Origin of the sequence: Paenarthrobacter sp. YJN-D (genome assembly GCF_015040335.1) — a bacterium.
GTDB lineage: Bacteria > Actinomycetota > Actinomycetes > Actinomycetales > Micrococcaceae > Arthrobacter > Arthrobacter nicotinovorans.
On record NZ_CP053549.1, the window covers coordinates 1,042,771 to 1,069,045 of the forward strand.

Here is a 26,275-nt window from a genome sequence, read left to right on the forward strand (position 1 = left end):
GCCTCTCCTAGCCGCGGAAAGCGCGAACGCGGGCCAACGAGGAATCCTTGCCCAGGATCACCATCGACTCGAACAGCGGAGGGGAAATACGACGACCGGAGATGGCCGTGCGGACAGGTCCGAACGCAGCCCTGGGCTTGATGCCCAGGTCCTCCACCAAAGCCTGCTTGAGCGCGGTCTGGATGTTCTCCGCCGTCCACTCTTCGATGGGTTCCAGAGCGGCGAGGGCCGCGTCCAGAACTTCCTCCAGGTTGGCAGGGAGGCCCTTGCGGGCGTCGTCCGCAATGTCGATGGCGTCGTCGGCCTTGAACAGGAAGGCAAGCATCTCCGGAGCCTCGCCCAGCAGGGTGATGCGTTCCTGGACCAACGGGGCTGCCTCGGCGAGGATCTCTTCCTGGCGCGGAGTAAGGATCTCCCCCACGAAACCGGCTGCACGAAGGTACGGAACCAAGCGCTCTTCGAAGTCCGCGGGGGCAAGCATCCGGACGTGCGTGCCGTTGATGGCTTCGGCTTTCTTGATGTCGAAGCGCGCAGGGTTGCCAAGGACATCGTGGATGTCGAAGTTGGCCACCAGCTGCTCCACCGTGAAGATGTCTTCGTCAGCGCTCAGGGACCAGCCAAGAAGGGACAGGTAGTTCAGCAGGCCCTCAGGAATGAAGCCGCGTTCGCGGTGGAGGAACAGGCTCGACTCGGGGTCGCGCTTGGACAGCTTCTTGTTCCCCTGGCCCATGACGTAGGGCAGGTGGCCGAACTCCGGCATGTACTCGGCGACACCGATGGCGTACAGCGCCCGGTACAAGGCGATCTGCCGCGGGGTGGAGCTCAGCAGGTCCTCGCCACGCAGGACGTGGGTGATTCCCATGAGCGCGTCGTCCACCGGGTTCACCAATGTGTACAGCGGGGCACCATTGGCGCGGACCACTGCGAAGTCCGGGACGGAACCGGCTTTGAACGTGATCTCGCCGCGAACCAGGTCGTTGAACGTCAGGTCCTCGTCCGGCATGCGGAGGCGCAGGACGGCTTCCCTGCCCTCGGCCTTGAACTGCGCGAGCTGCTCTTCCGTGAGGTGGCGGTCGAATCCGTCATAGCCCAGCTTGGGATCGCGTCCTGCGGCCCGGTGGCGGGCTTCGATCTCATCCGGGGTGGAGTACGACTCGTAGACGTGTCCGCCGGCCTTGAGCTTGGCGATGACGTCCTGGTAAATGTCGCCGCGCTGCGACTGGCGGTAGGGTTCGTGCGGGCCGCCGACCTCCACACCTTCATCCCAGTTGATGCCGAGCCACTTGAGCGCATCCAGCAGCTGGTGGTAGCTCTCTTCGCTGTCGCGGGCAGAGTCGGTGTCCTCGATCCGGAAGATCAGCTTGCCGCCGGTGTGGCGCGCGTAAGCCCAGTTGAACAAGGCCGTGCGGATCAGGCCAACGTGCGGGGTGCCTGTGGGTGACGGGCAGAAACGGACTCGGACCGGAGTCTCGGCGTTGACGGCAGGAATGGCGCTGGAGGCAGCGGTGGACGCAGAAGCAGTAGTCATAGTAGTTCCAACTTTACCGCTTGCCACTGCTTCGGTTTCCCGGGCGAAGACGCACGACGGCGGCGCTTGCCTTTCGTGCGAAAGGCAAGCACCGCCGTCGTGGTTTTGCTCAGTCCGCTCGCCTAGCGGCGAACGACGGGGTTGGAGAGGCGTCCGATGCCTTCGATCTCGACGTCAAAACGGTCGCCTTCGCTGACGAGACCGACACCTGCCGGGGTACCGGTCATGATGACGTCGCCAGGAAGAAGCGTGAACGCGTGGGAAACGATCGATACGAGCTCACGAACGCCACGGATCATTTGGTTGGTGCTGCCGTCCTGCCGGAGCTCACCGTTGAGGCGCCCCTGGATGGAGAGGTCCTCATGATCCAGTTCGGTTTCGATCCACGGTCCCAGCGGCGCGGAGGTATCGAAGCCCTTGGCGCGGGCCCACTGGAGATCCGTTTTCTGGACATCGCGGGCAGTGAGGTCGTTGCCGCAGGTGTAGCCGAAGATGACGTCATCCGCGCGGTCCTCGGGAACGTCCTTGCAGATGCGGCCAATGACGACGCACAGCTCAGCCTCGAACGAGACCTCCTCGGAGAACTCAGGGAGAATGATGGGATCGTTCGGACCGATCACCGAGGTGTTCGGCTTGAGGAAAAGCAGCGGCTGCTGCGGCACTTCATTGCCGAGTTCCGCAGCGTGTTCTGCGAAGTTCCTGCCCACGCCAATGACCTTGCTGCGGGGAATGATGGGGGCAAGGAGCCGCACGTCCTCCAGCTTGTGCTTCACATGGGTACGTTCAACGCCGTTGAAGAAAGGGTCGCCGTTGATGACAGTGATTTCCTCACTGCCGGGCTCGCCTTCGACAACGCCGTAAAGGGGATCAGAATCAACTACAAACCGGGCGATACGCATGGGCCCAAGCCTACCGTCACGGCTTAGCTTCGAAGGTATTCCAGCTGCGCGGCCACGGAGGTCTCAGCGGCCCACCTGACGGAGGGGTCGACGTCGGCGTACACCACGTCCGTAACCTGGGCGATCGTTGCGTCCTGGCCCACCTGTTCCAGGGCTGCCCTGATCTGCGCAAGACGCTGCAGCCGATGTTCACGGTACTCGCGGCACTTCCCGTCCAGTGCTGGAAGAACAGGGCCGTGGGCGGGGAGCAGTGTTGCCCCGCCAAGGGCCTCAAGCTTATCCAAGCTGGCAAGGTAGTCCCCCAGCCGGCCATCCGGGTAGTCCAACACAGTGGTGCCCCGGCCCAGAATGGTGTCACCCGTAAGGACCGATCCTCGGGGACCGTCGTCGGGGAGATGGAAACACACCGAATCCGAGGTATGGCCGGGCGTTGCCAGCACACGGATTTCCACTCCCCCCGCGTTGATGACCTCACCGTGCCGGAGAGGCTCGCCGCCATGGCAGTATTCCGGGGACATCAGGTCCGTGCGAAGTCGCAAGACGATGTATACGGACTGACTCCTGCCCGGTGCTGGAAGGTTAAGAGGACCGGTTAGCCACTTGTGGCGAAGCTGAGAATTTAAGCCCCAGTAAACGGCGGTGGTAACTATAACCATCCTAAGGTAGCGAAATTCCTTGTCGGGTAAGTTCCGACCTGCACGAATGGAGTAACGACTTCCCCGCTGTCTCAACCATAAACTCGGCGAAATTGCAGTACGAGTAAAGATGCTCGTTACGCGCAGCAGGACGGAAAGACCCCGAGACCTTTACTATAGTTTGGTATTGGTGTTCGGAGTGGCTTGTGTAGGATAGGTGGGAGACGTTGAAACCCGGACGCCAGTTCGGGTGGAGTCATCGTTGAAATACCACTCTGGTCACTTTGGACATCTAACTTCGGCCCGTGATCCGGGTCAGGGACAGTGCCTGATGGGTAGTTTAACTGGGGCGGTTGCCTCCTAAAAAGTAACGGAGGCGCCCAAAGGTTCCCTCAGCCTGGTTGGCAATCAGGTGTCGAGTGTAAGTGCACAAGGGAGCTTGACTGTGAGAGAGACATCTCGAGCAGGGACGAAAGTCGGGACTAGTGATCCGGCGGTACATTGTGGAATGGCCGTCGCTCAACGGATAAAAGGTACCTCGGGGATAACAGGCTGATCTTGCCCAAGAGTCCATATCGACGGCATGGTTTGGCACCTCGATGTCGGCTCGTCGCATCCTGGGGCTGGAGTAGGTCCCAAGGGTTGGGCTGTTCGCCCATTAAAGCGGTACGCGAGCTGGGTTTAGAACGTCGTGAGACAGTTCGGTCCCTATCCGCTGCGCGCGCAGGAAATTTGAGAAGGGCTGTCCTTAGTACGAGAGGACCGGGACGGACGAACCTCTGGTGTGTCAGTTGTACTGCCAAGTGCATCGCTGATTAGCTACGTTCGGATGGGATAACCGCTGAAAGCATCTAAGCGGGAAGCTCGCTTCAAGATGAGATTTCCATACACATTACGTGTGAGAGGCCCCCAGCCAGACCACTGGGTTGATAGGCCGGATGTGGAAGCGAGGACTAAAGACTCGTGAAGCTGACCGGTACTAATAGGCCAACAACTTACACCACACACAAAACACTGCACGCGTCCACTATGTGGTTCCCGAACAACAACCGTTCCAGGAACCAACAACAACAACAACTACATAACACCACAGTTGTAACCACAAGCTTCCCACCCACCCCCACACCAACGCGGGGTCGGGACGGGTAACAGAGTTACGGCGGTCATAGCGTGGGGGAAACGCCCGGTCCCATTCCGAACCCGGAAGCTAAGACCCACAGCGCCGATGGTACTGCACCCGGGAGGGTGTGGGAGAGTAGGACACCGCCGGACAACCATTAACGAAGAGCCCCAACCACGGTTGGGGCTCTTCCATTTAACAAAGCACGTAACGCTAACGCGCAGCCCAGAAGCCGGCCAACCGGGAAGCCAGGACCCGGCCCTGCCCTCTCATGGCAGTATGCGCGTTAGGGCATTGCCGGGAGTCGTTCCTGGCTCACGCCTGCGGTTGCCTGGGAGCTTCGCGTCACCAACTCGGAGGCCGCTATTGCTGCGGAGAGTCGGGCGTGCGTCAACGTAATCTATGGCAATGCCGTAGACGGCCACCCACACAACCCACCCGACATTGAATATGCCGGGCGGGCGGCGGGTTCAGGAGCCGCTTGTCTTTGCAGCCTTTGCTGCGGCTTTCGCTGCTTGCTTGCTGGCGCGGACCTTGGCCAGGGATGCAGGGTCTACGATGTCGGCCACGGATAAGTAGGAGCCGTCTTCTCCGTAGTGGCCGGCGGCCTCACGCCATCCGGTGGCTTTGAGACCGCATTGCTTGCCCAAAAGCGCCAGGAAGATCTTCGCCTTTTGTTCTCCGTAACCGGGCAGTGCCTTGAGCCTGCGGAGCACTTCGGGGCCGTCAGGGTTACCCTTCGTCCAGATCGCTGCTGCATCTCCGTCCCAGTCACTGTGCACCGTGGCAGCGAGGGCCTGGACCCTGCCTGCCATGGAGCCCGGAAAGCGGTGGACGGCGGGCCTCTCTTTGAAGAGCTCCACGAAGCCGGCCGGATCCTGGCCAGCGATGACGCCCGGATCGAGGGTGCCCAGACGCGTACGGATCTTCTCCGGGCCGGCAAAGGCCGATTCCATGGTGACCTGTTGATCGAGCAGCATGCCCGTCAACAATGCAAAGGCGTCTTGACTGAGCAGCTGGTCGGCGGCGTCTTCGCCTGTGATGTGGAGTTCCATGCGTCCCATCCTCCCACCCACCGGCGGTGTCGTCACGGCCGTGTTGTAGGTGGTGTTCGACGGCGGTTTGGTGGGGTTTTGGGGGTTGGTGTGGGGGTGTTGGGTGGTGGATTTGCGTTGGGGTTGTGGGGCGTGTATTGTTTTCTGAGTCGCCGGGTGCGAAACGGAAAGCCGGAAGGTGTGTACGGTTCGGTAGGCGGCCAAAAATAACTCTTCTTTTCCAATGGCCCTGTTGTGGTGCGCTGCTTTGTGTGGTGTTCCGGTGGGGTGATGTTTTGGGGGGTCTGTTGTTTGAGAACTCAATAGTGTGCCAAGTTTGTTGATACCGATTGTTTTATTGATTGGTTGAATTTTTGCCAGGTTGCTGCGCACCCCCGTGTGTGGTGGTCTGGTTTTCAGCTGGTTTCGAATTTTGTGCAGCCGTGTTTGCCGTTATTTCCGGTGGGTGTGGTTGTGTCTGTTTGATTTTGTTTCACTTCAACGGAGAGTTTGATCCTGGCTCAGGATGAACGCTGGCGGCGTGCTTAACACATGCAAGTCGAACGATGATCCCAGCTTGCTGGGGGATTAGTGGCGAACGGGTGAGTAACACGTGAGTAACCTGCCCTTGACTCTGGGATAAGCCTGGGAAACTGGGTCTAATACCGGATATGACTCCTCATCGCATGGTGGGGGGTGGAAAGCTTTTGTGGTTTTGGATGGACTCGCGGCCTATCAGCTTGTTGGTGGGGTAATGGCCTACCAAGGCGACGACGGGTAGCCGGCCTGAGAGGGTGACCGGCCACACTGGGACTGAGACACGGCCCAGACTCCTACGGGAGGCAGCAGTGGGGAATATTGCACAATGGGCGCAAGCCTGATGCAGCGACGCCGCGTGAGGGATGACGGCCTTCGGGTTGTAAACCTCTTTCAGTAGGGAAGAAGCGTAAGTGACGGTACCTGCAGAAGAAGCGCCGGCTAACTACGTGCCAGCAGCCGCGGTAATACGTAGGGCGCAAGCGTTATCCGGAATTATTGGGCGTAAAGAGCTCGTAGGCGGTTTGTCGCGTCTGCTGTGAAAGACCGGGGCTCAACTCCGGTTCTGCAGTGGGTACGGGCAGACTAGAGTGCAGTAGGGGAGACTGGAATTCCTGGTGTAGCGGTGAAATGCGCAGATATCAGGAGGAACACCGATGGCGAAGGCAGGTCTCTGGGCTGTAACTGACGCTGAGGAGCGAAAGCATGGGGAGCGAACAGGATTAGATACCCTGGTAGTCCATGCCGTAAACGTTGGGCACTAGGTGTGGGGGACATTCCACGTTTTCCGCGCCGTAGCTAACGCATTAAGTGCCCCGCCTGGGGAGTACGGCCGCAAGGCTAAAACTCAAAGGAATTGACGGGGGCCCGCACAAGCGGCGGAGCATGCGGATTAATTCGATGCAACGCGAAGAACCTTACCAAGGCTTGACATGAACCGGAAAGACCTGGAAACAGGTGCCCCGCTTGCGGTCGGTTTACAGGTGGTGCATGGTTGTCGTCAGCTCGTGTCGTGAGATGTTGGGTTAAGTCCCGCAACGAGCGCAACCCTCGTTCTATGTTGCCAGCGGTTCGGCCGGGGACTCATAGGAGACTGCCGGGGTCAACTCGGAGGAAGGTGGGGACGACGTCAAATCATCATGCCCCTTATGTCTTGGGCTTCACGCATGCTACAATGGCCGGTACAAAGGGTTGCGATACTGTGAGGTGGAGCTAATCCCAAAAAGCCGGTCTCAGTTCGGATTGGGGTCTGCAACTCGACCCCATGAAGTCGGAGTCGCTAGTAATCGCAGATCAGCAACGCTGCGGTGAATACGTTCCCGGGCCTTGTACACACCGCCCGTCAAGTCACGAAAGTTGGTAACACCCGAAGCCGGTGGCCTAACCCTTGTGGGGGGAGCCGTCGAAGGTGGGACCGGCGATTGGGACTAAGTCGTAACAAGGTAGCCGTACCGGAAGGTGCGGCTGGATCACCTCCTTTCTAAGGAGCTGCTTGCAATGATTGGTGCCCTGCATGGGGTGTCTGGTTGTTGTCAGTGTTGCCCATTGCGCAGGCGTTTGTTCTGCGGTGGGTGCTCATGGGTGGAATATCAACGAATCATTTTTTTGGCATGGCTTTCGTGGTTGTGTCCTGGTGCTAGTACGGCGGTTCGTGCTCCTGCTTTGTGTGGGGGTGTGGGTTGTTGGGAACGTGTCCGGGGTGCGGCTGGTGGGGGTTGTGTTTGGCGCACTGTTGGGTCCTGAGGCAACAGGACCTTTTTGCAGCAATGCAGGGGGGCACTTCTGGTGTTTCTTTTGTTCCTGCAGCCGGTTCCTCCGGTCTTTGTGTTGCGGCCTGCGTGTGTGGGTTGTGGCGGGTTGGGGGGTTGGTTGATGGGGTTGTTGTTTGAGAACTACATAGTGGACGCGAGCATCTGGGACATACACGCTTTGGTGTGTGTGTTCCATACAGCAATTTCTTATGAATGAACCTTGGGCCGTAGTGGCTCGTGGTTCTCTCGAGTAAGTTTTTGATCATGTTTGTGTGGTCAAGTTTTTAAGGGCACACGGTGGATGCCTTGGCATTAGGAGCCGAAGAAGGACGTAGGAATCTGCGATAAGCCTGGGGGAGTTGATAACCGAGCGTTGATCCCAGGATGTCCGAATGGGGAAACCCCGCACAACGCTGTCATGGTGATTGTGTGACCCGCATCTGAACACATAGGGTGCGTGGGGGGAACGCGGGGAAGTGAAACATCTCAGTACCCGCAGGAAGAGAAAACAAGAGTGATTCCGTTAGTAGTGGCGAGCGAACGCGGATCAGGCTAAACCGTTTCCATGTGTGATAGCCGGCGGGCGTTGCATGGGCGGGGTTGTGGGACTTTCCGTTCTGGTTCTGCCGGGCCAGTGAGGTGAGAGTGCGTGCATAGGTGAACGGTCTTGAAAGGCCGGCCAGAGAGGGTGTGAGCCCCGTAACCGTAATGTTGTGTGCCGCCTGGAGAGTATCCCAAGTAGCACGGGGCCCGAGAAATCCCGTGCGAATCTGTCAGGACCACCTGATAAGCCTAAATACTTCCTAATGACCGATAGCGGACCAGTACCGTGAGGGAAAGGTGAAAAGTACCCCGGGAGGGGAGTGAAACAGTACCTGAAACCGTGTGCTTACAATCCGTCGGAGCAGTCTTGTTACTGTGACGGCGTGCCTTTTGAAGAATGAGCCTGCGAGTTAGTGTTACGTCGCGAGGTTAACCCGTGTGGGGTAGCCGTAGCGAAAGCGAGTCTGAATAGGGCGAGTGTAGTGGCGTGATCTAGACCCGAAGCGGAGTGATCTACCCATGGCCAGGTTGAAGCGACGGTAAGACGTCGTGGAGGACCGAACCCACTTCAGTTGAAAATGGAGGGGATGAGCTGTGGGTAGGGGTGAAAGGCCAATCAAACTCCGTGATAGCTGGTTCTCCCCGAAATGCATTTAGGTGCAGCGTTGCGTGTTTCTTGCCGGAGGTAGAGCTACTGGATGGCCGATGGGCCCTACAAGGTTACTGACGTCAGCCAAACTCCGAATGCCGGTAAGTCAGAGCGCAGCAGTGAGACTGTGGGGGATAAGCTTCATAGTCGAGAGGGAAACAGCCCAGACCACCAACTAAGGCCCCTAAGCGTGTGCTAAGTGGGAAAGGATGTGGAGTTGCGAAGACAACCAGGAGGTTGGCTTAGAAGCAGCCATCCTTGAAAGAGTGCGTAATAGCTCACTGGTCAAGTGATTCCGCGCCGACAATGTAGCGGGGCTCAAGTACACCGCCGAAGTTGTGGATTTCACACAGTACCCTAGCCTTCGTGGTTCAGGGGTGTGGAGTGGTAGGGGAGCGTCGTGTGGGCAGTGAAGTCGCGGTGGAAACCAGCGGTGGAGCCTACACGAGTGAGAATGCAGGCATGAGTAGCGAAAGACGGGTGAGAAACCCGTCCGCCGAATGATCAAGGGTTCCAGGGTCAAGCTAATCTGCCCTGGGTAAGTCGGGACCTAAGGCGAGGCCGACAGGCGTAGTCGATGGACAACGGGTTGATATTCCCGTACCGGCGAAAAACCGCCCATGCCAAGCGGGGGATACTAACCGCCCGGAGCCTGCCCGCTCACCCTTGTGGTGTTGTGGGTTTTGGCCGAGCGCGGGACCTGATCCCGGGAGGTAAGCGTATTAACAGGTGTGACGCAGGAAGGTAGCCGGGCCGGGCGATGGTTGCCCCGGTCTAAGGATGTAGGGTCAGGGATAGGCAAATCCGTTCCTGTGTGCTTCGAGCACGTTCCTGAGATCTGATGGGACTCCCGTAAGGGGGGATCCGGTGATCCTATGCTGCCAAGAAAAGCATCGACGCGAGGTTTTAGCCGCCCGTACCCCAAACCGACACAGGTGATCAGGTAGAGAATACCAAGGCGATCGAGAGAATTATGGTTAAGGAACTCGGCAAAATGCCCCCGTAACTTCGGGAGAAGGGGGGCCTGCCCCGTGATGGAGACTTGCTCTCCGTGAGCGGGTGTGGGCCGCAGAGACCAGGGGGAAGCGACTGTTTACTAAAAACACAGGTCCGTGCGAAGTCGCAAGACGATGTATACGGACTGACTCCTGCCCGGTGCTGGAAGGTTAAGAGGACCGGTTAGCCACTTGTGGCGAAGCTGAGAATTTAAGCCCCAGTAAACGGCGGTGGTAACTATAACCATCCTAAGGTAGCGAAATTCCTTGTCGGGTAAGTTCCGACCTGCACGAATGGAGTAACGACTTCCCCGCTGTCTCAACCATAAACTCGGCGAAATTGCAGTACGAGTAAAGATGCTCGTTACGCGCAGCAGGACGGAAAGACCCCGAGACCTTTACTATAGTTTGGTATTGGTGTTCGGAGTGGCTTGTGTAGGATAGGTGGGAGACGTTGAAACCCGGACGCCAGTTCGGGTGGAGTCATCGTTGAAATACCACTCTGGTCACTTTGGACATCTAACTTCGGCCCGTGATCCGGGTCAGGGACAGTGCCTGATGGGTAGTTTAACTGGGGCGGTTGCCTCCTAAAAAGTAACGGAGGCGCCCAAAGGTTCCCTCAGCCTGGTTGGCAATCAGGTGTCGAGTGTAAGTGCACAAGGGAGCTTGACTGTGAGAGAGACATCTCGAGCAGGGACGAAAGTCGGGACTAGTGATCCGGCGGTACATTGTGGAATGGCCGTCGCTCAACGGATAAAAGGTACCTCGGGGATAACAGGCTGATCTTGCCCAAGAGTCCATATCGACGGCATGGTTTGGCACCTCGATGTCGGCTCGTCGCATCCTGGGGCTGGAGTAGGTCCCAAGGGTTGGGCTGTTCGCCCATTAAAGCGGTACGCGAGCTGGGTTTAGAACGTCGTGAGACAGTTCGGTCCCTATCCGCTGCGCGCGCAGGAAATTTGAGAAGGGCTGTCCTTAGTACGAGAGGACCGGGACGGACGAACCTCTGGTGTGTCAGTTGTACTGCCAAGTGCATCGCTGATTAGCTACGTTCGGATGGGATAACCGCTGAAAGCATCTAAGCGGGAAGCTCGCTTCAAGATGAGATTTCCATACACATTACGTGTGAGAGGCCCCCAGCCAGACCACTGGGTTGATAGGCCGGATGTGGAAGCGAGGACTAAAGACTCGTGAAGCTGACCGGTACTAATAGGCCAACAACTTACACCACACACAAAACACTGCACGCGTCCACTATGTGGTTCCCGAACAACAACCGTTCCAGGAACCAACAACAACAACAACTACATAACACCACAGTTGTAACCACAAAGCTTCCCACCCACCCCCACACCAGGGGGTCGGGACGGGTAACAGAGTTACGGCGGTCATAGCGTGGGGGAAACGCCCGGTCCCATTCCGAACCCGGAAGCTAAGACCCACAGCGCCGATGGTACTGCACCCGGGAGGGTGTGGGAGAGTAGGACACCGCCGGACAACCATTAACGAAGAGCCCCAACCACGGTTGGGGCTCTTCCATTTAACACACCAGCCAGGCCCCAACGGGGCTGCAGCCGGACTGCCCGCTGAAACTAGCCGGAGAAGAACTCGGACAATTCTGAGATCAGCTTGTCCGGGGCTTTGTTGGGGCCGTCGTGCCCGAAGCCGGGAAGGATGGTGTAGCTGGACCCGGACAGGACATCGTGGATCTGTCCGCAGGCAACACCGAAGTAGGCGGGGCTCTTTTCACCCACCACGATCAAGGTCTCCAGCGGCAGTGCCAGGAACGGCTCGGCGGGCATGTCGGCAGCAATGACGGCCTTGATTTCCCGGACGCCACAGGTCATGAGCTCCCGCATCTGCTTGCCGACAGGGGTGCCGGCGGCCAGCTTGTTGGCCAGCGTCAGCATCGAGAGCGGCATTCGCGCGAAAGCGCCGCCTGTCTCAACTCCCTTGATGAGGACGGCGAGGGCGCGGTCGTAGTCTCCTGCCGCCGTCGCGCGTTCATAATCGGGCGTCCAGTCGGCTTTGACGCTGTGGTTGACCGACACGGCGGGATCGTAGACGGCCAGCCGCTCCACCGGGAGCGTGCGTGCTGCATGCAGCGCCACCGCACCGCCGAAGCTATGGCCGAACACGTCGGTGCTGGACGTGTGCTCCATAACCGTTTGAAGGTCCCGGATATCGGCTTCCAACGTGTAGTCCTCGGCTTGGGGCGATGAGTCGCCCCTGCCACGCCGATTGAACGTGTGGACCGGCCGGCCGAGCGCCTCACTGAGCTTCTGGGCGAAACGCGTGTAATCGGAGGCGGTCACCATGGAGGCAGGAACGACGACTACGCCGGAGCCTGCCGCTGCCAGGTCACCACCTGTGGTGAGGAGTTCGAGGTGTCCGCCGTCGTGGGTCATGATGATGTCGCGCGTCATGTCTTGAGCCTAGCCGAGCCACCCGACAGCCGGCCGCATGGCAACCCCGTATGTGGATACCGAATCAGCTCTTGAAGTACTCCGAGATATCCGAAACCAGTTCATTCACTGCCGCGGGTACTGAGCCATGGAAGCCTTTGGGGGAGACTTCCAACGTGCTCCCGGGGACGGCCCTGTTCAACCTGGCTGCGGCGACTTTGTAGAACTGCGGGCTCTTCTTGCCCACCATGAAATGTGTGTTCGACGGCAGCACAGCGAAGTCCCGGGGCGTGTCAGCGTCCTCGAAGGCGGCCTTCAGCTCGCCGACACCGGAGGGCAGGAGTTCCCGGAAGACCTTGTTCACCTTGGTGCGTGAAACCACTGCCATGAGTCCTGCCAGGATGGGCTCGGGTACTCGTGCCAAGGCTGTTCCGGGCTCCATTCCACGCCGCATCCGTGCCATCGCGCGGTTGATGTCGCCCTTGTCCACAGCGTCCGCGAAGCCGGGCAGCCAATCCAGGTCCATGCTTCCGTCGATGTTGACGGCGGCATCGTAGACAGCGAGTTTGCCGGGTTCGTGGCCGGTCCCGGCGAAGTCCTGTGCCGCATTTAGCGCGACGGATCCGCCCAGGCTGTGGCCAAGGATGTTCCGTGCACCGGTGGCGTCCATGACGGTGCGGACATCCTCTACTTCCGTCGCCATGGAGTAGTTGTCCGGCTGCCCTGTGGACTTTCCCCGGCCACGACGGTCGTAGACGTCCACGGCCCAGCCGTCACCCAGGCCCTTGGCCAAAGCGATGGAAAACGGCCGGTAGATGAGGGCCGTCAGAAACGCACCCCCGATCAGCACCACCCTGCGCTCCCCGGGCGCCTCTTCGGCGCCGTAGCTGTACAAGGCGAGCCTGCCGCCGTCGTGTGTCCTGATCCCGCGTTCCTTCACCGGAACATCTTAGGTGGCTTCTGCCTGTCCTACGGGGAGGTGGTTCCCCGAGAGGAACCGGGCCACCCGTGCGGCAAGCCGCCGTCCCGGGCGCAGCGGGCCTTCGTGGAATTGCAGCGGTACCTGCGCGAATGCGATCGCGGGCACCGCGCCGGCCAGCGCCCGGGCCGTTTCGGCGAAGTATGACGGACTCCAGCCGCCGCTGAGCATGAGGGTTGGAGTGGAGATTTTTGTGAAGTCCCCAATGTGCGCGTCGGCGTCAAGGACCGCCCGCATTTCCACGACGGCGGTGGGCAGCAGGGAACGCATCTCCAGTCCCAGCCTGGTTTGGGCGGACAGCACGCTCAAAGTCCGCAGGGCCCGCATCGGAAGATAGGAAATCGGGCCGGCCGTTCCCAACCCCTGTACAAGGTGTGCCCAGGCCTGGTCCAATTGGCCCGCGGTGACTGCTTCCTCCAGCTCCGGCCGCCACCGGCTGCTCAGGTTGCCGGACAACGACACCGCGGCGTCGTAGGTGACCAACCGGTTGATGGTGGTCCGCCGTGCGGCCTGGAGCGCCACGAACCCACCGTAGCTGTGCGCTACGACGTCGGTGGATCCGCTCTTTTCCATGACTGCCTGGAGGTCCGCGATCTCAGTGTCGACGGAATAGCCCGGGGGCTGCGGGGCCGAATGGCCACGGCCGCGGCGGTTGTAGCTGTGGACCGGGCGGCCCAGCATCACGCTGAGGGTACGCGCGAACGGCCAGTAGAGGGCGTCGGTCACCAGGGTGCCGTGGACAAGCACGACGCCGGCCGTTTCCGCGGGCGCTTTGGAACCGGGGATTGTGGCAGCCGACGCGGGCCTGAAGCTGTGCACCTCAAGGTGCCCGCCGCCGTCGTTCGTTTCAACTGTCCATGTCTCCACCGTCCGAGTCTATGCTTTTCACCGTCGGGCGAAGTCCGGAAATGAAGGTCCGCAATCACCGGTAAACTTAAGGACTGTGACTTCCGCAAACACCCCAGCCCCGAACACCCCAGCAGAGCCCGTCGATGCCAGCGAGCAAATGCGCATCCGCATGGAGAAGCGCGCCAAGCTGATCGAGCGGGGCACAGAGGCTTATCCGGTGGGTGTCGAACGGACCCATTCCCTCGGCGAAATCCGCGAGAAATACGGGCACCTCCAGGCCGACGAGACCACCGGAGACGTCGTAGGCATCACCGGCCGCGTGGTCTTTGTGCGCAACACCGGCAAGCTCTGCTTCGCCACCCTCCAGGAAGGCGGCGTGGACGGTAAGGGCGTGCGTGTGCAGGCCATGCTGAGCCTCGCGAACGTAGGCGAAGAAGCACTGGCCGATTGGAAGGCCCTGGTCGACCTCGGCGACCACGTATTCATCAAGGGCGAGGTCATCTCCTCCCGCCGCGGTGAGCTGTCCGTGATGGCCGATTCCTGGTCCATGGCTTCCAAGGCCCTGCGCCCGCTTCCCGTGCTGCACGCAGAGTTGAACGAAGAAACCCGCGTCCGCCAGCGCTACGTGGACCTCATGGTCCGTGACGAAGCCCGCGAGATGGTTTACAAGCGTGCCGCCATCACCCGTTCGGTCCGCGACACCCTTGACCGCCACGGATACGTGGAGGTGGAAACCCCCATCCTGCAGCTGGTCCACGGCGGCGCCACGGCCCGTCCGTTCGAAACGCACATGAATGCATTCGACCAGAAAATGACCCTCCGCATTGCCACGGAGCTTTTCCTTAAGCGCGCAGTGGTGGGCGGAATTGATCGTGTTTACGACATGGGCAGGGTCTTCCGCAACGAGGGCGTGGACTCCACCCACAGTCCGGAATTCACCACGCTTGAATGCTACGAGGCATGGGCTGACCAGTTCGTCATGGCCGATCGCATGAAGGAAATCATCCTGAATGTGGCAGATGTTGTGGGTACCCGCACCATCCAGACCGAAGCCGGGGAAATAAACCTCGACGGCGAGTGGGCCTGGCTTGCGGTATACCCCGGTATTTCCGAAGCAGTGGGCGTGGAAATTACGCCGGATACCACCGTGGAGGAGTTGTTGGCGATTGCCGCCAAGCACGACGTCAAGGTGGACCCGAAATGGGATGCCGAGAAGATCGTGGTGGAACTCTTCGGCGAAATCGTCGAGCCCACGCTCCTTAACCCGACTTTTGTCTATGACTACCCGCCGTCGGCCCAGCCCCTGGCCCGCCCGCACCGCGAGGATGGCCGCCTGATTGAGGCCTGGGACCTCATTATTGGCGGAATGGAGCGCGGTACTGCATTCTCCGAGTTGATTGACCCTGTTATCCAGCGCGAACGCCTTACGGAGCAATCCCGCAGGTCTGCCGCCGGCGATGAAGAAGCCATGCAGCTGGACGAGGACTTCCTCCGCGCACTCGAATATGGCGCGCCGCCCATGGGTGGAATCGGACTTGGCATCGACCGCCTGGTCATGTTGTTCACCGGTGCCGGAATCCGCGAAACCATTCTTTTCCCCTTGTTGAAGCCTGAAGGGCACTGATCATGGAGTACATCGCAGTCCTGGCGCCGTCCGTGGTGGTCGGTTTGATTTTCTGGTTCGCCATGAAGTCGATCTTCAACGCGGATAAATCCGAGCGCCAAGCGGAAGCCCGCGCGCAGGAGGAGGCCAATTTGAGAAATCAGGGTCCGGCTCCGGAAGGTCCAGCGGCTAAATAAGCCCGCAATTGGCTTCCGCTAACGGAGGAATCCAATTGTGCTTTGACGTGCATGCTTGCCGTGACAGATAATCAAGAAAGAAACCCGGGGAATTTCTGATTATCCAACCCTCCGAATGAGAGGCAACTCATGGCACAGAAAGTAAAAATCATCCTCGTCGATGACCTGGATGAAGGGGCCGCGGACGAAACTGTCCGCTTTGGCCTGGACGGCGTGAGCTACGAGATGGACCTGTCCACCGCTAACGCAGCTTCCCTCCGGAAGGCCCTGGAACCATACGTAGCCAAGGCCCGGAAGACTTCCGGTCGTGCAACGCGGGGCCGCGCTACTGCAGCCCGTAACCAGGATTCCGCGCAGATCCGGCAATGGGCCCGTGACAACGGTTACACGGTCAACAGCCGTGGTCGTATTCAGGCAGAAATTCAGGAAGCTTACCAAAAGGCCAATTCCTGATTCATCACTTCAATGCCCCGGCAGATGCTGCCGGGGCATTCGTTGTTTAAGCGGGGTTTGTTTAGGCTCCGGCGAGCCCATGGCTGGGAATATTCTGTGAATCCCCTGCCCGGGTGGAAAGGCTCCTTAGAGCCCATTTTTGATTCACCGCGATTCCAAGGGGCCCGGGTCCGAAAACCCACAGCCCGGGTTCCTCCTGCGGGCAGGGCGGCAGGGTGTCACCGCCGGCGCTTCCGGTCAAGGCTGCTAACTGGATTTATTCCGCAACGACGTCATGTTTCCCCTGTGGCGAACACGCTCCAAAAGTGTTGCCCGGGCACGTAGCATCAAAGTACGTCGTAGCTAGGAGTGTGGCGAAATGTTTGAGAGATTTACGGACCGTGCCCGTCGCGTGGTCGTCCTTGCCCAAGAAGAGGCACGGATGCTCAACCACAATTACATCGGTACCGAGCACATCCTCTTGGGTCTGATCCACGAGGGTGAAGGCGTTGCAGCCAAGGCGCTCGAGTCCCTGAGCATTTCGCTCGATGGCGTTCGCGAGCAGGTGCAGGAGATCATCGGCCAGGGCCAGCAGGCCCCGTCCGGTCACATCCCCTTCACGCCGCGCGCCAAGAAGGTGCTTGAGCTTTCGCTCCGCGAGGCACTGCAGCTCGGCCACAACTACATCGGTACTGAGCACATCCTGCTCGGCCTCATTCGCGAAGGCGAAGGCGTTGCCGCACAGGTGCTGGTCAAGCTTGGTGCAGACCTCAACCGGGTCCGCCAGCAGGTCATCCAGCTGCTCTCCGGCTACCAGGGCAAGGAGACCGCAGGCAGCGGCTCCGGTCAGGGCCAGCCCGAAGGTACCCCCGCCGGCTCAGTGGTGCTGGACCAGTTCGGCCGCAACCTGACGCAGGCTGCCCGCGAAAACAAGCTCGATCCTGTGATCGGCCGCGAGCAGGAGATGGAACGCGTCATGCAGGTCCTCTCCCGCCGCACCAAGAACAACCCCGTGCTGATCGGTGAGCCGGGCGTCGGCAAGACCGCCGTCGTCGAAGGCCTCGCCCAGGCGATTGTCCGCGGCGATGTCCCGGAGACCATCAAGGACAAGCAGCTCTACACGCTGGACCTTGGCTCACTGGTTGCCGGCTCCCGCTACCGCGGTGACTTCGAAGAGCGCCTGAAGAAGGTCCTCAAGGAAATCCGCACCCGCGGCGACATCATCCTGTTCATCGACGAGATCCACACCCTCGTTGGTGCAGGTGCTGCCGAAGGCGCCATTGATGCTGCGTCCATCCTGAAGCCGATGCTTGCCCGTGGCGAACTCCAGACCATTGGTGCCACCACCCTGGACGAGTACCGCAAGCACATCGAGAAGGACGCCGCTCTTGAGCGCCGCTTCCAGCCGATCCAGGTCAAGGAACCCTCAGTCGCGCACGCGATCGAGATCCTCAAGGGCCTTCGCGACCGTTACGAGGCACACCACCGCGTCACGATCACCGACGGCGCCCTCGCCTCAGCCGCGCAGCTGGCCGAACGCTACATTTCGGACCGCTTCCTGCCGGACAAGGCGATCGACCTTATCGATGAAGCCGGTGCACGCCTTCGCATCCGTCGGATGACGGCTCCGCCGGAGCTCAAGGCCATGGACGAGCGCATTGCCGAAGTGAAGATGGAGAAGGAATCCGCCATCGACGCCCAGGACTTTGAGGGTGCTGCCTCACTGCGCGACAAGGAGCAGAAGCTCATTGCCGAGCGCGCGGAGAAGGAACGCAACTGGAAGTCCGGCGGCATGGACGACATTTCCGAGGTTGACGAAGACCTGATTGCCGAAGTTCTTGCGAACTCCACCGGCATCCCTGTCTTCAAGCTCACCGAGGAAGAGTCCTCTCGACTGCTCAAGATGGAAGACGAACTGCACAAGCGCGTCGTCGGCCAGGACGAGGCCATCAAGGCTCTGTCGCAGGCCATCCGCCGCACCCGTGCAGGCCTGAAGGACCCCAAGCGTCCCGGTGGCTCGTTCATCTTCGCCGGCCCGACCGGCGTCGGAAAGACCGAACTCGCCAAGGCTCTTGCCGAGTTCCTGTTCGGTGAAGAGGACGCCCTCATCACGCTGGACATGTCCGAGTACTCCGAGAAGCACACGGTTTCGCGTCTCTTCGGTGCTCCTCCGGGCTACGTCGGCTACGAAGAAGGCGGCCAGCTCACCGAGAAGGTCCGCAGGCGTCCGTTCTCCGTGGTCCTGTTCGATGAAGTAGAGAAGGCCCACGCGGACCTTTTCAACTCCCTGCTGCAGATTCTGGAAGACGGCCGCTTGACCGACTCCCAGGGCCGCGTGGTGGACTTCAAGAACACCGTGATCATCATGACCACCAACCTTGGTACCCGCGACATCTCCAAGAGCGTGGCCACGGGCTTCCAGTCCGGCACGGACACCCAGACGGGCTACAACCGGATGCGTGCCCGGGTCACGGAAGAGCTCAAGCAGCACTTCCGCCCCGAGTTCCTCAACCGCGTTGACGACGTCGTGGTGTTCCCGCAGCTGACCCAGGACGAGATCATCGAGATCGTGGACCTGTTCGTCACCCGCCTGGAGCGCCGCCTCAAGGACAAGGACATGGGCATCGAGCTCACGCCCGCAGCCAAGGTACTTTTGGCCACGCGTGGTTACGATCCCGCCATGGGTGCCCGACCGCTGCGCCGGACCATCCAGCGCGAGATCGAGGACCAGCTGTCCGAGAAGATCCTGTTCGGTGAGATCCACTCCGGCGACATCGTCGTGGTGGATGTGGATGGCGAAGGTGACGACGCCAAGTTCACGTTCGAAGGGAACGCCAAGCCGCGCATCCCGGAGATCGCTCCCACCGCGTAAGGCACATAGCCTCACAGCACAAAGCCCCGCCCGCTCCGCAAGGAGCAGGCGGGGCTTTGTGCAATCCGAGAAAGGAATTCATGCGCGTTTTGATGGTGGCTCCGGGCACGCGGGGTGACGTTGCCCCCATGGCCGGGCTAGGTAGCCGCTTGCAGGGCCTGGGCTTCGAGGTTGCGATTGCGGCCAACCCTGCCTATGCGCCTTTGGTGGTGGATTCGGGGTGCGAATTCAGGCTCCTGCCCGGTGACCTGGCGGCTTTGATCAGGCACCCGACCCCGGGGGCAAAGGCCCCGGGTGCAAGCGTGCTCGATTTCTGGAGAAACCTCCGGGAGTACATGGACGATGCCGCCACCGGCACTCTCGCGGCGGCCGAGGCTGGGGCCGACGTGATTCTGGCCAATTCGGTGGCGCCCTACGCGTATGACGTTGCGGAGGCATTCGGCATTCCCGCCCTCGGGGCACACCTGCAGCCGACCGAACCAAGCGCCGCCTATCCGCCTGTGCTGATGAACTCGGCACGCAGTCTTGGTTCGCTGGGGAACAGGATCATTGGTGAGCGCGCATCCGCTGGCCCGGCGCCCTATGACGCCCCCAGCGCCCGCCTTCGAAAGGCGCTGGGGCTGAAAAAGGAAAGCCGTGCGGCCGGAGAGCGGAGGCGGAGGAAGGCGTCGGCCACTGTCCTGCACGGCGTCAGCCCGACCGTTCTCCCGAGGCCCGCCGATTGGCATTCCGGCTTGGTGATGGCCGGGTATTGGTGGCCCGCCGTCAAACAGGATTGGCAACCGCCTGCTGGCCTGGTGGATTTCCTGGCCGACGGTCCGCCGCCTGTTTTCGTGGGCTTTGGCAGCAGTGCACGCATTGACCCGGAGTTCATCCTCGAAGCCACGCGCCGCGCCGGGGTGAGGGCTGTGGTGCAGGGTGTGGAGGGTTCCCTGGGTCCGGACGCGATCGGCATCGGAAGTGTTCCGCATGAGTGGTTGTTCCCGCGCATGGCTGCCGTGGTTCATCACGCAGGGGCGGGAACCACCGCCGCCGGCTTGCGTGCCGGTATGCCGACCGTGGGCGTGCCCGTTTACACGGACCAGCCTCTCTGGGCTTCCCGGGTGGCCGCCCTCGGTGCCGGACCCGGGCCAATCCCGTACAAGAAGCTCACTGCAGAACGGCTCGGAGAGGCCATCAATCTAGCCGTGAACACCCCGTCGTATGCACAGCGGGCGGAGGAACTCGCGGCGCGCATAGCTACCGAAGATGGAACCGTCGCAGTAGTCGAGGCTTTGCGGCGCCTCTGAGACCTTGGGGAATATCTGAAAGTACTGTTTCACTCTGAGTGAAAACATGTGTGATCAGGAGCACATTTCGTGTTGAATCAGAGCATGGACTCTGCTGACACTCATGCCTCGGGCGAACAGCCCGAAACACCGTTCCACGATCTGGACCACTACCTCTCCATTCCACGGGTTGCCGGCCTCACCCTAAGCCCGGACGGCAAGCGCCTTGTCACCACCGTGACGACGCTGAACGGCAAGGCGACAGAATTCGCTACGGCCCTCTGGGAGCTCGACCCCAGCGGCCGGAACCACGCACGCCGCATCACCCGAAGCGCCAAAGGTGAGGCCGGCGCCGTCTTCGCCGCCAATGGCGACCTGTACTTCACCTCGGCGCGCCCGGATCCGGAAAGCCCGGACGCCGACCCCGTCAACGCACTATGGCTGCTCCCCGCGGACGGAGGAGAAGCCCGCGTGGTGCACTCCCGGGCCGGCGGGATCAGTTCCGTCATGGCCGCGAAGGACGCAGACGCGACCTTCGTCAATGCCGAGGTCCTGGCCGGTTCCACGGACGAGGACAACGACGAAGAACGCCGCAAGGCCCGCAAGGATAAAAAAGTTTCCGCCATTCTGCACACGGGCTACCCCGTACGCTACTGGGATGCTGACCTCGGTCCCGCAGAGCCGCGGCTCTTCGCCGTGGAGCCGGGCGAGGCGAAGGAGCCCGGCAAACCTTCCACCGTGGATGCCAGCGCGCCGCTCACGCTTCGCAACTTGACGCCCGGTGTCGGCGGTTCGCTGCGTGAGGCCAAAACCGTGGTGAGTCCCGACGGCAAGACCATCTACACAAGCATGACCAAAGCGCTTGCGAAAGCAGACAGCCGCGAGGTGCTCGCCGCCGTCGACGTCGCCACGGGCGCCATCAAGGTGCTGCTGGACCATGAGGGCATGAGCTACTTCCCTGGGCCGGTCGGCCCGGACAACCGCACGCTGGTGGTGGAGAGCGAAAGCGACACGACGCCCACCCAGGCGCCCCAGGTAAAGCTTCACCTGCTGAACGTTGCGGGCGGAGAAACCAGTGATCTGGAGCCCCTCGCCCACCAGTGGGACCGATGGGCAACTGCGCTCGCCTGGCTGCCGGACGGCTCTGCCATCCTTGCCAAAGCGGACGACGACGGCGCGTCGCCGATTTTCAGGATCAACGTCGCCGACGGTGGCGTTACCCAGGTGACGAAGGACGGTGCGGCGTACACCGACGTCGTGGTTTCACCCGACGGAACCACAGCGTATGCGTTGCGCAGCTCGTACGGGTTCCCGCCCGAGGCCGTGCGGATCGACCTCGCCACCGGAGAAGTGGTCCGGCTGCCGGCGCCGGCGGAACGTCCCGCCTACAAGGGCAGGCTGGAGCGTGTGGAGACGACGGCGGAAGACGGCTCACGCGTGCCCGCTTATCTGGCGCTCCCGGACAAGGCCTCCGCAGACAGCCCCGCACCGCTGCTCCTTTGGATCCATGGCGGCCCCCTGGGCTCGTGGAACGCCTGGACCTGGCGCTGGAACCCGTGGCTGTTGGTTGCCAAGGGCTACGCCGTCCTGCTGCCGGATCCCGCCCTGTCCACGGGCTACGGGCAGGAATTCATCCAGCGCGGCTGGGGTGAATGGGGAAAGAAGCCCTTCACGGACCTGATGGCCATCACTGACGCAGTGGTGGCCAGGCAGGACATTGACGAAACAAGGACTGCGGCCATGGGCGGCTCGTTCGGCGGCTACATGGCCAACTGGGTGGCCGGCCAGACGGATCGGTTCAAGGCGATCGTCACCCACGCCAGCCTGTGGGCGCTGGACCAGTTCGGCCCCACCACCGATGCGGCCCAGTACTGGCTGAAGGAAATGACCGTGGAGATGGCCATGGCCAATTCCCCGCACCTGAACGTGGGCAACATCAAAACGCCCATGCTGGTGATCCATGGAGACAAGGATTACCGGGTGCCGATCGGTGAAGGCCTGCGTCTTTGGTACGAGCTCCTGTCCTCCTCCCAGCTGCCCGCTGATGAGAATGGCCAGAGCCCGCACCGCTTCCTGTACTTCCCGGACGAAAACCACTGGGTGCTGCAGCCGCAGCACGCGAAGGTCTGGTACGGCGTGGTGGAACACTTCCTGGCCAAGCAGGTGCTGGGTGAGGACGTTGCGCTGCCGGAGGAGCTGGGGGTCTGATGCAGGCCGGCAGCTTGACGGATCAGCTTCCGCGCAACCGCCGGATGCCGGGGGCATAGGCGTCGGGAATCTCCAGTATTCCGCCGTGCTGCCAGATGCGCTTGCGGCCGTGGCCTGGCGTTGGATGAACTTTGCGGACTGGAAGCCGATTCCGTGCGTAAGAGGATTGCTGTCGTACCAACTCTTAGGCCAATAAGTCTTGGCGCAGGACCGCGGCGCCCACGTTTGTGGTCACGAAGCTCCCACTTCCGCGCACCTCGTTAGGATGGGGGAGTGAATTCGTCCTTCAGCCTTCGCCCTGCCCGCACCAGCGATGTGGCAGCCATCAAGAGGTTGGTGGCACCCTTGGCCGAGGAGCGGATCCTGATGGCCAAGGAGACTGTGGCTTACTACGAGAGTCTCCAGGAATTCCGGATTGCCGAGTCCGATGCCGGCGAGGTCATCGGCTGCGGAGCCCTGCACGTGATGTGGGAGGATCTGGCAGAGATCCGCACTCTGGCCGCAGCTGACTCCTGGCGTGGCCGCGGCGTGGGTCATGTGCTGGTGGAGAACCTGCTGGAAGAGGCGAAGGCGCTGGGTGTCAGCCGGGTGTTCTGCCTGACCTTTGAAGTGGACTTCTTCAAGCGCCATGGATTCGAAGTCATGGCGGACCAGTCGGCCGTTGACCCGCAGGTCTACTCCGAGTTGCTGCGCTCGCATGACGAAGGTGTGGCAGAATTCCTGGACCTCGCCCGGGTCAAGCCCAATACCCTGGGCAACACCCGCATGATCAAGCAGCTTTAGGGCGTACGGGGCACTTCCCGAAAAAATCCAGGCGAAAAGATCCACAAAAAAATCCACGCAACTTGGCGTGCGATCAACCCTGCCCGATTATGGGTGATTTATTAACTCTTCTCATATATCCAGTTGATGGATAAACTGGTCAAGGCTTGCTGGGGAAGCTTCCACCACTCGGTCAATTTGAGAGAAGATCATGCAGTCCCACGCGTCCTTTTCAGATGTTTCAGAACTCCAACTCAGCGTGCGCGGTCCAGTGTTCACGCCTGCCGATCCCGGCTTCGCCGCAGAAGTAGCGGCCTTTAATTTGTCCACCCAGCACCAACCGGATCTTGCCTTCGGCGCCCTCGACGCAGAGGACGTTGCGGCGGCGGTCCGTTGGGCTGCAGAACGCAGAATGCCCGTTTCCGTACAGTCCACCGGGCACGGCGCAACCAACGCCATTGAAGGCGGGCTGCTGATCAGCACCCGCCGCATGCTGGAACTCAGCATCGATCCCATCGAGAAGACGGCCCGCGTGGGTGCGGGCGTCCGCTGGAGGGCGGTGGTGGACCACGCCGCGACCTTCGGATTGATGGGACTCTGCGGTTCCACCACCGACGTCGGCGTGGTGGGTTACACGCTGGGCGGCGGCTTGCCGATCCTCGGCCGCAAGTACGGTTTCGCCTCGGACCACGTCATTGCCTTTGAGCTCGTCACCGCCGATGGCACCCAGCGCAGGGTGACCAAGGACGAGAACTCCGAACTCTTCTACCTCTTGCGCGGAGGCAAAGGGAATCTCGGCATCGTCACTGCCATGGAATTCCATTTGTTCCCAAGTTCGGACCTCTTTGCCGGCGGCCTCTACTACGACGGCGCCCATGCAGCCGCTGTCTTGCAGCAGTTCAGCGAATGGGTACCGGAGCTGCCACCGGAAGCATCGGCGTCGTTGGCGTTCCTGCGGCTGCCGGATATGGACATCGTCCCCGAGCCCCTGCGCGGCAAGTTCGTCGTGCACCTTCGCTACGCCTACCAAGGCGATGCCGCTGTGGCCACGCAGCTCCTGGAGCCAATGCGCAAGAGCGCTCCGTTCATGATGGACGGAACGGGCCCCCTGGAATCCACCCAAATGGACATGGTCCATCAGGATCCGGAGCAGCCAGTGCCCGTGCGGGAACGGGGCTTCCTGCTGGACCGACTGGACCAGGGCGCCAAGGATGCCATCCTGCGGCACTTCGGTCCCGACGTCCCAAGTCCCGTGCTGATGGCCGAAATCCGGCTCCTGGGTGGGGCTTTGGCTGTCTGCGCTGACGGGGAAGACATGGTGGGAGCCCGCGACGCCGCGTTCAGTTTCTTCATGGCGGGCATGGCTGTCCCGCCTGTGGCGGAGCTGCTTCCGGGCGTGTTCGACGCCGTTCGCGAGGACCTGCGCGACGCCTCCAGCGGCGGGACGTTCGTCAACCTGCACGGACACTTCGTGGACGCCGAGGACAGGGAGCGTCCGTGGGGACCAAGCGTCCGTGAGCGTCTCCGCAAGGCCAAGGCCGAATTGGATCCGCACAACATGTTCAGCTTTGGGCACGTCGTAGGGCTGCCGGTCATCGACCAGACCGTCCTGCTGGAAGACGTTGCCACCGGCGGCGACGCCGTTCTGAACAGCTGAAGGGGATGCGGACAATGGACCATAGGGTCACGTTCCCGGATTTCTCCGCCTTCCAGATCGACCTCCCCCACGGGCCGTGGCCGCATGAAGTCCACTGGACCGGCGACAGGAATTCGGACCCGGACCTCTACTCGGCGTTCTGGCCCGAGTTCAATCCCAGGCCGGAGGCGGACGGAGTGACGGCTCCGCCCACCAAGGACTAGGGGCTCGTCATCGACAGCGGCAGGGACAGCTATCAGGGCTGTTCCTGCCGCTATTTAAGTACTGTTTCCCACCCGGTAAGGCCTACCGGGGCCCCGGCTGCCGGTAGTAGGGTCAGAGCACCAGCCACAGCACGCCAGGAGCATCCAATGAAAAAGCTCATCAATGATCCACGCGCCGTGGTGGACGAGTCCGTTGACGGGTTCGGCATGGCGCATGCCGACATCGTGGACGTCCACCCCGACCCCAAGTTCGTCGTCCGGAAAGGTGCACCGGTTGCGGGCAAAGTTGCCCTCGTCTCCGGCGGTGGCAGCGGCCACGAGCCCCTCCACGCAGGCTTCGTCGGACTCGGCATGCTCGACGCCGCTGTCCCCGGCGCTGTCTTCACCTCACCAACACCGGACCAGATCATTCCGGCGACCGTCGCCGTCGACTCGGGTGCCGGCGTCGTGCATATCGTGAAGAACTACACCGGTGACGTCCTGAACTTTGAAACCGCAGCCGAAATGGCGCAGGCCGAAGGTGTGCGCGTCCGGTCGGTGCTGGTCAACGACGACGTTGCCGTGGAGGACTCGCTGTACACGGCCGGGCGCCGCGGTGTTGGCGGAACCGTCCTGGTGGAGAAGATCGCGGGAGCTTCCGCGCAACGCGGAGACGACCTCGACGCCGTGACGGCCATCGCCGAACGTGTCGTTGCCAACGTCCGTACCATGGGCGTCGCCCTGTCCGGTTGCACGGTGCCCCACGCGGGAACGCCGAGCTTCGAACTGGCCGATGACGAGATCGAGATCGGCATCGGCATCCACGGGGAGCCCGGCCGGCACAGGATCGCCATGGAAAGCGCCGACGCCATCACGGACCGCTTGCTTGAACCTGTGTTGGAGGACCTTTCCCTGGCCTCCGGCGACAAGGTGTTGTTGTTCGTCAACGGCATGGGCGGGACGCCGCTGAGTGAGTTGTACATCGTCTACCGGCGGGCGGCGCACGTCCTCGCCGAGCGTGGTGCCACCGTGGAGCGCTCCTTGGTGGGCAACTATGTGACGTCCCTGGAAATGCAGGGCTGTTCCGTCTCGGTGCTGCGCCTTGACGATGAAATGACCAGGCTCTGGGACGCCCCTGTTCACACCGCCGCCCTGCGATGGGGAGCCTGA

Annotated in this window: 16 protein-coding genes, 4 rRNA genes, 1 pseudogene and 2 other annotated features; of the genes and pseudogenes, 14 read left to right on the forward strand and 7 right to left on the reverse strand. The window is 61.3% G+C overall.

Going from position 1 to position 26,275, the window contains the following annotated elements; translation table 11 throughout:
* Positions 1 to 7 precede the first annotated feature (7 nt).
* From gltX to HMI60_RS04900, 3 genes and pseudogenes are all read right to left on the reverse strand, one after another.
* Positions 8 to 1,528 carry a glutamate--tRNA ligase gene (gene gltX, locus HMI60_RS04890; protein ID WP_018776246.1) on the reverse strand — a complete coding sequence of 507 codons (1,521 nt, stop codon included), beginning with the start codon at positions 1,526 to 1,528 and terminating at the stop codon, positions 8 to 10.
* 122 nt (positions 1,529 to 1,650) lie between these two features.
* Positions 1,651 to 2,427 carry a fumarylacetoacetate hydrolase family protein gene (locus HMI60_RS04895; protein ID WP_018776247.1) on the reverse strand — a complete coding sequence of 259 codons (777 nt, stop codon included), beginning with the start codon at positions 2,425 to 2,427 and terminating at the stop codon, positions 1,651 to 1,653.
* Positions 2,428 to 2,450: 23 nt separating this feature from the next.
* A pseudogene (locus tag HMI60_RS04900) lies at positions 2,451 to 2,909 on the reverse strand (MBL fold metallo-hydrolase); the annotation flags it as partial.
* A gap of 16 nt (positions 2,910 to 2,925) precedes the next feature.
* Positions 2,926 to 3,141 (forward strand) — a sequence feature (23S ribosomal RNA rRNA prediction is too short).
* A 38-nt stretch (positions 3,142 to 3,179) separates the two neighbouring features.
* Positions 3,180 to 4,053: a sequence feature (23S ribosomal RNA rRNA prediction is too short), on the forward strand.
* Between the two features lie 164 nt (positions 4,054 to 4,217).
* On the opposite strand from HMI60_RS04900, the gene rrf (HMI60_RS04905) reads away from it, so the two are divergent.
* Positions 4,218 to 4,334, forward strand: a 5S ribosomal RNA gene (gene rrf / locus HMI60_RS04905).
* A gap of 318 nt (positions 4,335 to 4,652) precedes the next feature.
* Here rrf (HMI60_RS04905) and HMI60_RS04910 read toward each other — a convergent pair.
* Positions 4,653 to 5,246 (reverse strand): HhH-GPD-type base excision DNA repair protein, encoded by a 594-nt coding sequence (locus tag HMI60_RS04910; protein WP_055975588.1) that lies wholly within the window; start codon positions 5,244 to 5,246, stop codon positions 4,653 to 4,655.
* A 468-nt stretch (positions 5,247 to 5,714) separates the two neighbouring features.
* Here HMI60_RS04910 and HMI60_RS04915 point away from each other — a divergent pair.
* From HMI60_RS04915 to rrf (HMI60_RS04925), 3 genes are all read left to right on the forward strand, one after another.
* Positions 5,715 to 7,233 (forward strand): 16S ribosomal RNA (locus tag HMI60_RS04915).
* 545 nt (positions 7,234 to 7,778) lie between these two features.
* Positions 7,779 to 10,922: ribosomal RNA gene (locus HMI60_RS04920) — 23S ribosomal RNA — on the forward strand.
* 149 nt (positions 10,923 to 11,071) lie between these two features.
* Positions 11,072 to 11,188, forward strand: a 5S ribosomal RNA gene (rrf, locus tag HMI60_RS04925).
* Together the 16S, 23S and 5S rRNA genes form the textbook arrangement of a ribosomal RNA operon.
* 95 nt (positions 11,189 to 11,283) lie before the next feature.
* Here the strand turns inward: rrf (HMI60_RS04925) and HMI60_RS04930 are convergent.
* The 3 genes from HMI60_RS04930 to HMI60_RS04940 all read right to left on the reverse strand — a co-directional run bounded on the left by HMI60_RS04930 (position 11,284) and on the right by HMI60_RS04940 (position 13,942).
* The gene (locus HMI60_RS04930; protein WP_018780095.1) at positions 11,284 to 12,117 is read right to left on the reverse strand and encodes an alpha/beta fold hydrolase; all 834 of its coding nucleotides are present in this window, start codon (positions 12,115 to 12,117) and stop codon (positions 11,284 to 11,286) included.
* A gap of 64 nt (positions 12,118 to 12,181) precedes the next feature.
* Positions 12,182 to 13,036, reverse strand: coding sequence for an alpha/beta fold hydrolase (locus tag HMI60_RS04935; RefSeq protein ID WP_039239168.1), 855 nt, complete (start codon positions 13,034 to 13,036; stop codon positions 12,182 to 12,184).
* 9 nt (positions 13,037 to 13,045) lie between these two features.
* On the reverse strand, positions 13,046 to 13,942 hold the full coding sequence (locus tag HMI60_RS04940) for an alpha/beta fold hydrolase (protein ID WP_018780097.1): 897 nt from the start codon (positions 13,940 to 13,942) through the stop codon (positions 13,046 to 13,048).
* Between the two features lie 76 nt (positions 13,943 to 14,018).
* Between HMI60_RS04940 and lysS the strand changes: the two genes are divergently transcribed.
* The 10 genes from lysS to dhaK all read left to right on the forward strand — a co-directional run bounded on the left by lysS (position 14,019) and on the right by dhaK (position 26,275).
* Positions 14,019 to 15,548: a lysine--tRNA ligase gene (gene lysS, locus HMI60_RS04945; RefSeq protein ID WP_018780098.1), complete on the forward strand. Its 1,530-nt coding sequence runs from the start codon at positions 14,019 to 14,021 to the stop codon at positions 15,546 to 15,548.
* A 2-nt stretch (positions 15,549 to 15,550) separates the two neighbouring features.
* Complete coding sequence (locus tag HMI60_RS04950) at positions 15,551 to 15,724, forward strand: hypothetical protein (protein ID WP_018780099.1); 174 nt, start codon at positions 15,551 to 15,553, stop codon at positions 15,722 to 15,724.
* Between the two features lie 129 nt (positions 15,725 to 15,853).
* Entirely contained in the window at positions 15,854 to 16,177 is a 324-nt protein-coding gene (locus HMI60_RS04955) for an Lsr2 family protein (RefSeq protein WP_018780100.1), read from the forward strand.
* 358 nt (positions 16,178 to 16,535) lie between these two features.
* A complete protein-coding gene (locus tag HMI60_RS04960; protein ID WP_018780101.1) occupies positions 16,536 to 19,028 on the forward strand; it encodes an ATP-dependent Clp protease ATP-binding subunit in 2,493 nt (830 codons plus the stop codon).
* 80 nt (positions 19,029 to 19,108) lie between these two features.
* A complete protein-coding gene (locus HMI60_RS04965; protein ID WP_193590661.1) occupies positions 19,109 to 20,317 on the forward strand; it encodes a glycosyltransferase in 1,209 nt (402 codons plus the stop codon).
* 84 nt (positions 20,318 to 20,401) lie between these two features.
* Positions 20,402 to 22,504, forward strand: a complete 2,103-nt coding sequence (locus tag HMI60_RS04970; protein WP_193591127.1) for an alpha/beta fold hydrolase — start codon at positions 20,402 to 20,404, stop codon at positions 22,502 to 22,504.
* Positions 22,505 to 22,777: 273 nt separating this feature from the next.
* Positions 22,778 to 23,287 carry an amino-acid N-acetyltransferase gene (locus HMI60_RS04975; protein WP_018780104.1) on the forward strand — a complete coding sequence of 170 codons (510 nt, stop codon included), beginning with the start codon at positions 22,778 to 22,780 and terminating at the stop codon, positions 23,285 to 23,287.
* A gap of 190 nt (positions 23,288 to 23,477) precedes the next feature.
* Positions 23,478 to 24,923, forward strand: a complete 1,446-nt coding sequence (locus tag HMI60_RS04980) for an FAD-binding oxidoreductase (RefSeq protein ID WP_193590662.1) — start codon at positions 23,478 to 23,480, stop codon at positions 24,921 to 24,923.
* Between the two features lie 14 nt (positions 24,924 to 24,937).
* Positions 24,938 to 25,126, forward strand: coding sequence for a hypothetical protein (locus HMI60_RS04985; protein WP_018780106.1), 189 nt, complete (start codon positions 24,938 to 24,940; stop codon positions 25,124 to 25,126).
* Positions 25,127 to 25,273: 147 nt separating this feature from the next.
* Positions 25,274 to 26,275 carry a dihydroxyacetone kinase subunit DhaK gene (gene dhaK, locus HMI60_RS04990; protein WP_018780107.1) on the forward strand — a complete coding sequence of 334 codons (1,002 nt, stop codon included), beginning with the start codon at positions 25,274 to 25,276 and terminating at the stop codon, positions 26,273 to 26,275.

Coding starts and splice junctions, on each gene's coding strand:
- gltX (WP_018776246.1), bottom strand. CDS start 1,528: ATGACTACTGCTTCTGCGTCCACCGCTGCCTCCAGCGCCATTCCTGCC.
- HMI60_RS04895 (WP_018776247.1), bottom strand. CDS start 2,427: ATGCGTATCGCCCGGTTTGTAGTTGATTCTGATCCCCTTTACGGCGTT.
- HMI60_RS04910 (WP_055975588.1), bottom strand. CDS start 5,246: ATGGGACGCATGGAACTCCACATCACAGGCGAAGACGCCGCCGACCAG.
- HMI60_RS04930 (WP_018780095.1), bottom strand. CDS start 12,117: ATGACGCGCGACATCATCATGACCCACGACGGCGGACACCTCGAACTC.
- HMI60_RS04950 (WP_018780099.1), top strand. CDS start 15,551: ATGGAGTACATCGCAGTCCTGGCGCCGTCCGTGGTGGTCGGTTTGATT.
- HMI60_RS04955 (WP_018780100.1), top strand. CDS start 15,854: ATGGCACAGAAAGTAAAAATCATCCTCGTCGATGACCTGGATGAAGGG.
- HMI60_RS04960 (WP_018780101.1), top strand. CDS start 16,536: ATGTTTGAGAGATTTACGGACCGTGCCCGTCGCGTGGTCGTCCTTGCC.
- HMI60_RS04965 (WP_193590661.1), top strand. CDS start 19,109: ATGCGCGTTTTGATGGTGGCTCCGGGCACGCGGGGTGACGTTGCCCCC.
- HMI60_RS04970 (WP_193591127.1), top strand. CDS start 20,402: ATGGACTCTGCTGACACTCATGCCTCGGGCGAACAGCCCGAAACACCG.
- HMI60_RS04980 (WP_193590662.1), top strand. CDS start 23,478: ATGCAGTCCCACGCGTCCTTTTCAGATGTTTCAGAACTCCAACTCAGC.
- HMI60_RS04985 (WP_018780106.1), top strand. CDS start 24,938: ATGGACCATAGGGTCACGTTCCCGGATTTCTCCGCCTTCCAGATCGAC.
- dhaK (WP_018780107.1), top strand. CDS start 25,274: ATGAAAAAGCTCATCAATGATCCACGCGCCGTGGTGGACGAGTCCGTT.